General features: G+C 49.0%; 1 protein-coding gene. It reads left to right on the top strand.

What is annotated here, in order from left to right; genetic code table 11:
- The coding region (bioB, locus tag ACS8FC_RS18645) for a biotin synthase BioB (protein ID WP_439297887.1) at positions 1 to 630 on the top strand (630 nt) is incomplete at both ends.

Raw genomic sequence — 630 nt, 5'->3', positions numbered from 1 at the left:
TATTGCTCGCAATCGGGTCATCATCGCGATACGACGAAACTGCAAGCAGAAAAACGCATAGAAGTGGATAAAGTCATCGCCGCGGCCAAACGTGCCAAGGCAACCGGTTCATCTCGCTTCTGTATGGGTGCTGCATGGAAACACCCAAGCGCCAAAGACATGCCTTATGTGGTCGAGCTCATCAAAGAAGTAAAAGCGCTAGGACTTGAGACTTGCATGACGTTAGGTATGCTCGATACCAATCAAGCGACGCAACTCGCGGATGCAGGACTGGATTATTACAATCATAACCTAGACACCTCACGCAGCTATTACGAGCAAGTCGTCAGCACGCGTAGCTATGACGAGCGCTTAGATACCATCGAAAACGTACGCAACTCTGGTATCAATGTTTGTAGTGGTAACATCGTCGGTATGGGTGAGAGCCGTGATGACCGTATTGATTGGGTGCATGAGCTCCTAAAAATGCCTAAAGCCCCTGAGTCGATTCCTGTCAATCTGCTAGTCCCGATTAAAGGCACACCAATCGGCGATAAAGTATTGGCAGAAGGCCAGTTATCAGTGCTAGAGTGGATTCGCACCATTGCCGTGGCACGTATTTGCTGCCCGACTAGTTATGTACGTTTGTCT

Source organism: Psychrobacter sp. 1Y4 (assembly GCF_051847555.1).
The sequence above is the reverse complement of the archived record's forward strand: the minus strand, read 5'-3'. Positions and strand labels throughout refer to the sequence as shown.